This window comes from Sphingopyxis solisilvae (assembly GCF_015475875.1).
Classification (GTDB): domain Bacteria; phylum Pseudomonadota; class Alphaproteobacteria; order Sphingomonadales; family Sphingomonadaceae; genus Sphingopyxis; species Sphingopyxis solisilvae.
Map to the genome: position 1 here is coordinate 40,767 of NZ_JADKYM010000025.1, position 8,516 is coordinate 49,282.

An 8,516-nucleotide genomic window follows, 5' to 3' on the forward strand; every position below is an offset into this window, starting at 1 on the left:
TACGGTTACGATGCTCGATCGCCCGCCTGGACCAGCCGCGCCGGGATCAGCCCGCGCAACGAATTGCCGATGAAGAAACCGTCCGCCAGGTCGGCCAGCCGCAGGTGCGATTCCACCGCCCGCCCCTTTTCGATCAGTTCGGCACGCAGCACGCCGGGAAGCAGTCCGAGAGCCAGCGGCGGGGTGAGCAACTGGCCGTCGCGTTCGACAAAGACATTGCTCCAGCTGCCCTCGGTCACGAACCCCGGTGCGTCGACAAAGACGACCTCGACCGCGCCGCTGTCGCTGCGAGCCGCATCATAGGGTGCGCGCAGGCTGGTCTTGTGCGCCAGCCGGAAATCGTCCGCTGCCAGCGGCGCCGGACATACCGCCACCGGCACCGGCAGTTCGGCGAGCCGCGGCATCGGCGACACCTCGACCGCCAACGCCCCCGACGACGCGAGCCGCATCCGCACCCGCGCGGCATGGCGCATACGAAAGGTCGCCGATTGCAGGCTGTTGCGCGCGCCGTGCCGGTCGAATGCAAAACCCAGCGCCTCGGCGCTGGCCTTCATCCGCGCCAGATGCCCCTCCAGCCGCTGGACCCCCTCAATCGGATCGAAGAACATGGTCTCGATCAGGTCGAAACGCGTCCCCGCTGCCCCCACAAACTCCCCCTTTGCCAGACATTCGCGCCATTCCTCGGCCGGCCGGCTGTCGGCGACGATTCCCGAACCCAGACCCAGCGTGGCCCGATTCGTCCCGCCATGCAAGGCGCTGGAATCGGGAAAGATCAGCGTCCGGATAGCAACATTGAACGCCGCGTCGCCTCCGGGCTCGATAAAACCGATCGATCCGGTGTAGAGCCCGCGCGCATCGGCTTCGAGTTCGTCGATGATCTCCATCGCCCGCACCTTGGGCGCGCCAGTGATCGAACCGCAGGGAAAGGCCGCCCGCAGGACGTCGATGGCGCCGCTGCGCGCGGGCAGGCGCGCCGTGACGTCCGAAACAAGCTGGTGGATCGTCGGAAAGCTCTCGACGCGGAACAGGTCGGGCACCGCCACCGACCCCGGCACCGCGACGCGCGACAAATCGTTGCGGATCAGGTCGACGATCATCAGATTTTCGGCGCGCTGCTTGGGATCGTCGGCCAGCGCCCGCGCCGCGGCGGCGTCCGCGGCCGCATCCGGTAGTCGCGCCGCCGTTCCCTTCATCGGCCGCGCAATGACCTCGCGCCCGCGCAGGGCAAAGAACAGCTCGGGCGACAGCGACGCGATCGCGCGCTCGCCGGTCCAGATAAAGCCGCCATATCCGGCGCGCGCCGTTTCGCGCAGCCGCGCATAGACCGCCAGCGGGTTGCCCGCCACCGGCACTTCGGCGCGAAAGGTGACATTGGCCTGATAAATGTCGCCTGCCGCAATATAGCCGAGCGCCGCCTCCACCGCCGCGATATGGTCGGCGCGTTCGACCTGCGGCGCGACATCGCCGACCCACGCCCCCGCCGGATCGGGCAACCGCTCCGCCACCTGCGCGGGGTCGATCCGCTCGACCCGTTCGAACAACCCGAACCAGCCAAGCGGCACCGTGTCCGCCGCCGCGACCGCAGTCGTTGCGCCGCGCCAGGCCGGCGCCAGGCCCTGTCCCGCCTCATAAGCCAGATATCCGGCGGCATAGAGTCCGCGCCCGGCGGCGGCCTCCAGCGCCGACAGCAAATCGGGGATGTCCGCCGCCGCCGACGCCACCAGCGTTTCGACCGGATCGACGAACAACCGCGCCGCGGCCGCCCCCCGAATACGGGCATCGTCGAGCAGGACGAACGGAGTGGCTCCCGCGTCAGCGCGCAGCAAGGTCGCGGCAGCTGCCATTGCCCGGGCGTCCCCCGCGCCGTGCAGGGTTCAGCGGTCGCGCTTCATGCGGATGGTCCGCCCGTCTTCGATCGAGGCGAAATAACTTCCCATCGACGCGGCCTTGATCTTCACCTTCTGTCCCGGCTTCGGGTCGCGCACCAAGCGGGTGGTGTCGATCTGAACCCAGACCGCACCGTCCTCCATAACCAGCGTGTATTTACCCGACCGGTCGACGCTGGCCGACCGCAGCACCGTCTCGATCTCTTTCACCTCGTCCTCGTCGCCGCCAAAAATGCCGCCCAGCTTCGGAAAGGAAAAGCCGAACAGACCCCGCCGCGCCTCGCGCGCCGTCGCGCGGTCGGTAAAGGTGATTTCACGCGCCGAATCCGCCGCCGACAATTCGGCGACCTCGCGATCGAAACAGGCGAGGCGCGCGGCGGGATCGGCAATGTCCCGACACGCATACAGCTCCTGAATTTGCGCCGGTCGGACCGGTGCATCCTTATCTTTTGCCGCAGCCGGCGCTGCAACGACGCAGGCAAGAAGGGCAAGCGGGACGGCGACGCGCGACGACAGTTGCAACATGATAAAACCCCTGGCGAGAAAGATGGCCCTGCCTAGCGGCGGCGCTCACGCGCCGCAAGCGCGGCCCGGTTGCGATGTCGGCTTACTGACCCTAGTGTCAGGAAAGCCACAGAATGAGAGGATATATTCCCCCGATGGACAGCGCCTTTTCCTGGTCGACCGATTACCACCATCCAACGGACTGGGATCAATCCTTCGCGCCGCTGTCGCTCCCGGACATGTTCGCAGCCAGCGTCGCGCGGCGTGGCAATGCGCCGATGCTCGACTTCATGGGCCGCCATTTCAGCTATGCCCAGGTTGCGCGCGGCGCGGCGCGGGTCGCGCGCGGGTTGCAACAGCTCGGCCTTGGCAAGGGCAGCCGGGTCGGCCTGTTCCTGCCCAACGTCCCGCATTATGTTGCGGCTTATTATGGCGCACTGGCGATCGGCGCGACGGTGGTCAATTTCTCGCCGCTCTACACGGCGCGCGAACTGGAGGAACAGGTCGAGGATTCGGGCACCGACACGCTGTTCACGGTCAGCGCCGCCGCGCTGCTTCCGACCGCGCTGCAAGTTCTCGACGGGTCGAGCCTCAAGCGCCTTGTCATCGGCTCGGTTGCCGGCGGGCTCGCCTGCCACAAGGCGATCCTCTACCGCCTGTTCAAACGCGCCGACATCGCTCCCATCCCGTCTGATCCGCGGGTCATCCGCTTTTCGGCGCTGATCGCCAACGACGGGCGCCCCGATCCGGTCGCGATCGATCCGGAACGCGATGTCGCGTTGATCCAATATACCGGCGGCACCACCGGCACACCCAAGGGCGCCAAGCTGACCCACCAGAATCTGACCGCCAACGCGCGGCAGGTGAACGCGATCGACCCCGACCATGCGGCCGACGATCGCATCCTCGGCGTCCTTCCCTTCTTCCACGTCTTCGCCAACACCTGCGTGCTCAATCGCACCGTGCTGAACGGCGGCACGATCACCATGCTGCCGCGCTTCGACGCGAAGCAGGCGCTCGCCGCGATCACCCGCACGCGGACGACCGCGCTCCCCGGGGTGCCGACGATGTACCAGGCGCTGCTCGACCATCCCGATCTGGCAAAGACCGACTTCTCTTCGCTGCGCGTCTGCATATCGGGCGGCGCGCCGATGCCCGCCGAGTTGCGCGAGAAATTTACCGCCGCCACCGGCGCCTCGCTGGTCGAGGGCTATGGCCTGACCGAAAGTTCGGGGGTGGTCGCGACCAATCCCTATGACGGCCCGGTTCGCCCCGGCACGATCGGCCAGCCGCTGCCCGCCACGCACGTCCGCCTGCTCGACAAGGAAGACCCGACGAAAGCCGCCGCCGACGGCGAGCCCGGCGAACTCGCGGTCAAGGGGCCGCAGATCATGCAGGGCTATTGGAACCGCCCCGACGCCGACCTCGACAGCTTCACCGCCGACGGCTGGCTGCGCACCGGCGACGTCGCGGTGGTCGAGGAGGGCGGCTATATCCGTATCGTCGACCGGCTGAAGGACATGATCGCGGTCGGCGGCTTCAAAGTCTATCCGAGCGTGATCGAGGCGCATCTTTATGAGCATCCCGCGGTGAAGGAAGCAATCGTGCTCGGCGTCCCCGACGCCTATCGCGGCGAAGCGCCGAAAGCGTTTGTCACGCTGGAGGAGGGATTCGACGTGTCGGGCGAGGCGCTGGCCGCCTGGCTCAACCCGCAGCTCGGCAAGCACGAGCGGGTGAAAGCCGTCGAAGTTCGCCTCAATCTGCCCAAGACGATGATCGGCAAACTCGACCGCAAGGCGTTGCGCGCCGAAGAGGCTTAGCAGCCAAAGGTCAACGCTCCACAACCCCGTGCACGACTTGCGCAATGAGACGTTGTAACCTCTGTCATGTTATGCCATATCCACCTTCGCAATTGCCTCAACGGAGAATCGGGTGACCCAAGTCGCCAGCCTTGCCCCTGCCCGCACGCGTCTCGGCGCGGTGCTTCGGGCTGCGCGCGATTCGCGTCCGTTGACGTCACTGTCGGGCGACCAGCTGGCGATGGGTCTGTCAGGACTGTGCCTTGTTCACTGCCTCGCCAGCACGGTGCTGTTCGCATCGATCGCATCGCTGGGCGTCGCGTTCGACAATCATCTGTTCCACGAGGTCGGACTGGTTATCGCGATCGGCTTTGCGCTCGTGACTCTGGTTTCGGGTGTGCTCAGCCACGGTTATATGATGCCGTTCGGCGTCGGCAGCTTCGGGCTCGGCATGATGGCGGGCGCACTGTCGCGGCCACACGACGGCAGCGAGGTGCTGGCCACCATGGTCGGAGTCGCGGTTGTCGCCCTGGCGCATGACCTCAACCGCCGCGCGCGGCACTAGACGCGGCGCCGAAACGGACCGGCCGCAACTTGCGGGCACCGGCCAAACAGCTTACATGTACGGCACTGGCGCGGGATTTCCCGCGGCACAAGGAAATGGCAATGGGCAAGCATGACCATCCGCATGTCGAGGCGAGCGGCGCCTCGCTCGCCAAGGCGGCGCAAACCGCGCTCGAAGGCGCGGGCGAGGCATGGACCGACATGCGCGCCGAGATTTTCGACGTTGTCGCCGCGATCGGCAAACCCGCCAGCGCTTATGAAATCGCCGATATCGTGTCACAAAAGCGCGGCAAGCGCGTCGCGCCGAACAGCGTCTATCGTATCCTCGACCTGTTCGTCGCCAACAACCTCGTCCGCCGCGTCGAGAGCGCCAACGCCTTTGTCGCGAACAGCCATCCCGGCTGTCTGCACGACTGCATCTTTCTGATTTGCGACGAATGCGGGACCGCAGTGCATGTCGACGACGACAAGCTGTCGACCGGGGTCCGCGCCGCCGCCAATGCGACGGGCTTCGCCGCCGAACGCCCGGTGATCGAGGTGCGCGGCAAATGCGCCGAGTGCCAATAAGGTGAGCCGCCGCGCTCCGCCGGACATCTCAATTCCTGAACAGATAAAGGCCGTTCCCCGGCGAAAGCCGGGGTCCAGGGCGTTAGCAGGCAAGCGTCGCATGATGACGCCCTGGGCTCCGGCTTTCGCCGGAGAGCAGCGGCTGGTGCGACCGGGATAAGCGCCAGCAATGATCGGGGGGCTTCAGCAATGGATCGAGGCGCAGCGCGAACGCCCGCCTGCACCGACGCGCTTATGGTTCTGGACGTTGGGGTTCGGCGTCGCGGTGCTGCTCTTCGGCGCCTATCTGACGCAAGTCTTTCCGCAAAGCGGGCACGACATCGCCCCCGGCTATGGTCCGCCCGTTCTCGCGTTCGAATTTGCCGGCGGTCAGGCCGACCTCGAAGCGATCTTCGGCTTCTTCACCGACCCGCAGCAAGTGACGCGGCTGGCGGCGATGCGCGCCGGTAACGAGCAGGACTATCTCTACATGCTGCTCTACGCGGGCTTCCTCGCCAGCGGCTGTCTGGCGCTGTGGCGCGAACTGCGCCTGCGGCCGCTGCTCGCCGCCGCCGCACTCCCGGTCGCCGCAGCGCTTTGCGATGCGTATGAAAACTGGCTGCTCTTCGACATCCAGGCCGCTTTCACGCTCGGCGACTATTCGCCCGCCATGGCCAGCCTGCCCTACCCCGTCGCGGCGAAGTTTCTGCTGCTTGCGGCGACCAACGTCGTCATCGGTGCCGCCGCGACGCAGCTCGGCCGTTGGTGGGCACTGTTCGGTACCGTCGCAATCCTCGCCGCAATCCCGACCGTGATGGCACTGATCACCCCCGCCGCTTTCGCTTGGGCGCTGGTCCCGTCGGCGGCAGCGGGCTGGTTGCTGCTGCTCGCGCTGGCCGCGGCCGGCAGCTGGCGGGCGCTGGCAAGCAAGCGCCCGCTCGTCGATCCGCGCCGCGCCTGACCCCCTTTCCACGCCGCGCGGGCGGGTCTAGGGATTCCCGCGAATCCCGCGAACAGGGCGAAAGGCTGCACATGAACACCGTCATCATCCGCGAAGACGACCTCGTCGAAACGATCGCCGACGCGCTCCAGTACATCAGCTATTTTCACCCGATGGATTATATCCGCGCGCTGGGCGCCGCCTATGAGCGCGAAGTGTCGCCCGCCGCGAAGGACGCGATGGCGCAGATCCTGTCGAACAGCCGCATGTGCGCCGAAGGACACCGGCCGATCTGCCAGGACACCGGCATCGTCACCGTCTTCATCAAATGGGGCATGGAGTGCCGCCTCGACAGCCCGCGCAGTCTGCAACAGGTCGTCGATGAGGGCGTGCGCCGCGCCTATCTCCACCCGGAGAACAAGCTTCGCGCCTCGATCCTTGCCGACCCGGCTTTCAGCCGCGTCAACACCAAGGACAACACCCCCTCGGTGCTCAACGTCGAAATGGTGCCGGGCAACAAGGTCGTGATCGACGTCGCCGCAAAGGGCGGCGGCAGCGAGAATAAGTCGAAGTTCAAGATGATGAACCCTAGCGACAGCATCGTCGACTGGGTGCTCGACATGGTGCCGCAGATGGGCGCGGGCTGGTGTCCGCCCGGCATGCTCGGCATCGGCATCGGCGGCACCGCGGAAAAGGCGATGCTGCTCGCCAAACAGTCGCTGATGGACCCGATCGACATGACCGAGCTGCTCGCGCGCGGCCCGTCGTCGCCGACCGAAGAACTGCGCATCGAGCTGTATGAAAAGGTCAACGCACTCGGCATCGGCGCGCAGGGGCTCGGCGGCCTCGCCACCGTGCTCGACGTCAAGATCGCCGACTGGCCGACCCATGCGGCGTCGAAGCCCGTCGCGATGATCCCGAACTGCGCCGCGACGCGCCACGCGCATGTGACGCTCGACGGCAGCGGCCCTGCTTTCCTCGAACCGCCGGTGCTCGCCGACTATCCGCAGATCGACTGGCAACCCGACACCGCGGCGATCCGCGTCGACCTCGACCATCTCACCCCCGAAGTCGTCGCGAGCTGGAAACAGGGCGACCGCCTGCTCCTGAACGGCAAGATGCTCACCGGTCGCGACGCCGCGCACAAGCGCATCGCCGAAATGCTGGCGAAAGGTGAGGAACTGCCGGTCAGCTTCCGCGACCGCGTTATCTATTATGTCGGTCCGGTCGATCCGGTCGGCGAGGAAATCGTCGGCCCCGCCGGCCCGACCACCGCGACGCGCATGGACAAATTTATGGACATGATGCTGGATCAAGGCCTGCTCGCCTGCGTCGGCAAAGCCGAACGCGGCCCCGCCGCGACGCAATCGATCGCCAAACATAAGAGCGCGTACCTCATGGCAGTCGGCGGCGCGGCCTATCTGGTGGCACGCGCAATCAAAGGCAGCAAGGTGGTGGGCTTCGCCGACCTTGGCATGGAGGCGATCTACGAGTTCGAGGTGCAGGACTTCCCCGTCACGGTGGCGGTCGACAGCGAAGGCCAGAATGTCCACGTCAATGCGCCGATGCTGTGGCAGCAGCGGATCAGGGACGAGGGGTTGCTGGCCGGAGTGTGACGCTGACTTTGTAAGGCGCGCAGTTACAAGCTTGTCATTTGGAGCGCCGTAAAATGTGTAGCTATTGAGATGATCCCACAATCAAAGGGATCATCTCGATGGACGATAAAAGCCGCATGGCCGAGTTGCTCCGCCGCCTCCAAGGGCGCGGCCTCACTTTTCCTTCCCCGTCACCCCGGCGAAGGCCGGGGTCTCGCCCTCTCGATCCGAAACCTCCGGAACGGCGAGAACCCGGTCTTCGCCGGGATGACGATGTGGGGTAGGGTTGCGTCATGCGTCAACCCTGCGTCTACATCCTCACCAATCGCGGCAATCTGCTCTTCTACATCGGCGTGACGAGCGACATCGCCGCGCGCATGATGCAGCATCGGGCCGGGGAGGGGTCGGCGCATTGTAGCCGCTACAACATCTACAAGCTCGTTTATGTCGAATTCCACGCCACGATGTACGAAGCAATCGCCCGCGAAAAGGCGCTGAAGCAATGGCATCGCGACTGGAAGCGGCGGCTGATCAGCGAGAGCAATCCTGAGTGGAATGATCTGTTTGAAACGATACTGAACTGACGGCTTTCAACTTCACCGGCGAGATCCCGGCCTTCGCCGGGATGACGATCTCAAAAACCGACCTCCCAACCACACGTCACCCCGGCGAAGGCCGGGGT

8 protein-coding genes are annotated in these 8,516 nt (G+C 66.0%); 6 read left to right on the forward strand and 2 right to left on the reverse strand.

Annotated elements, in window-relative coordinates; translation table 11 throughout:
- Nucleotides 1-5 precede the first annotated feature (5 nt).
- On the reverse strand, nt 6-1,844 hold the full coding sequence (pabB, locus tag IR187_RS14620; protein WP_194955319.1) for an aminodeoxychorismate synthase component I: 1,839 nt from the start codon (nt 1,842-1,844) through the stop codon (nt 6-8).
- Nucleotides 1,845-1,874: 30 nt separating this feature from the next.
- On the reverse strand, nt 1,875-2,411 hold the full coding sequence (locus IR187_RS14625; protein ID WP_194955320.1) for a hypothetical protein: 537 nt from the start codon (nt 2,409-2,411) through the stop codon (nt 1,875-1,877).
- Nucleotides 2,412-2,524: 113 nt separating this feature from the next.
- Between IR187_RS14625 and IR187_RS14630 the strand changes: the two genes are divergently transcribed.
- The 6 genes from IR187_RS14630 (at nt 2,525) to IR187_RS14655 (ending at nt 8,418) form a co-directional block, all read left to right on the forward strand.
- The gene (locus IR187_RS14630) at nt 2,525-4,210 is read left to right on the forward strand and encodes a long-chain-fatty-acid--CoA ligase (RefSeq protein WP_407699090.1); all 1,686 of its coding nucleotides are present in this window, start codon (nt 2,525-2,527) and stop codon (nt 4,208-4,210) included.
- 112 nt (nt 4,211-4,322) lie between these two features.
- Nucleotides 4,323-4,754, forward strand: coding sequence for a MerC domain-containing protein (locus IR187_RS14635; protein ID WP_324187702.1), 432 nt, complete (start codon nt 4,323-4,325; stop codon nt 4,752-4,754).
- 101 nt (nt 4,755-4,855) lie between these two features.
- Nucleotides 4,856-5,320, forward strand: coding sequence for a Fur family transcriptional regulator (locus tag IR187_RS14640; RefSeq protein WP_194955321.1), 465 nt, complete (start codon nt 4,856-4,858; stop codon nt 5,318-5,320).
- A gap of 169 nt (nt 5,321-5,489) precedes the next feature.
- Nucleotides 5,490-6,260, forward strand: coding sequence for a hypothetical protein (locus IR187_RS14645; RefSeq protein WP_194955322.1), 771 nt, complete (start codon nt 5,490-5,492; stop codon nt 6,258-6,260).
- Between the two features lie 71 nt (nt 6,261-6,331).
- On the forward strand, nt 6,332-7,855 hold the full coding sequence (locus IR187_RS14650) for a fumarate hydratase (protein ID WP_194955323.1): 1,524 nt from the start codon (nt 6,332-6,334) through the stop codon (nt 7,853-7,855).
- Between the two features lie 272 nt (nt 7,856-8,127).
- The gene (locus IR187_RS14655; RefSeq protein WP_194955324.1) at nt 8,128-8,418 is read left to right on the forward strand and encodes a GIY-YIG nuclease family protein; all 291 of its coding nucleotides are present in this window, start codon (nt 8,128-8,130) and stop codon (nt 8,416-8,418) included.
- Nucleotides 8,419-8,516 lie beyond the last annotated feature (98 nt).

Excerpts from the sequence above, each read along its gene's own strand:
- IR187_RS14630 (WP_407699090.1), top strand. The coding sequence starts at position 2,525 with ATGAGAGGATATATTCCCCCGATGGACAGCGCCTTTTCCTGGTCGACC.
- IR187_RS14655 (WP_194955324.1), top strand. The coding sequence starts at position 8,128 with ATGCGTCAACCCTGCGTCTACATCCTCACCAATCGCGGCAATCTGCTC.
- IR187_RS14645 (WP_194955322.1), top strand. The coding sequence starts at position 5,490 with ATGATCGGGGGGCTTCAGCAATGGATCGAGGCGCAGCGCGAACGCCCG.
- IR187_RS14650 (WP_194955323.1), top strand. The coding sequence starts at position 6,332 with ATGAACACCGTCATCATCCGCGAAGACGACCTCGTCGAAACGATCGCC.
- IR187_RS14625 (WP_194955320.1), bottom strand. The coding sequence starts at position 2,411 with ATGTTGCAACTGTCGTCGCGCGTCGCCGTCCCGCTTGCCCTTCTTGCC.
- IR187_RS14640 (WP_194955321.1), top strand. The coding sequence starts at position 4,856 with ATGGGCAAGCATGACCATCCGCATGTCGAGGCGAGCGGCGCCTCGCTC.
- pabB (WP_194955319.1), bottom strand. The coding sequence starts at position 1,844 with ATGGCAGCTGCCGCGACCTTGCTGCGCGCTGACGCGGGAGCCACTCCG.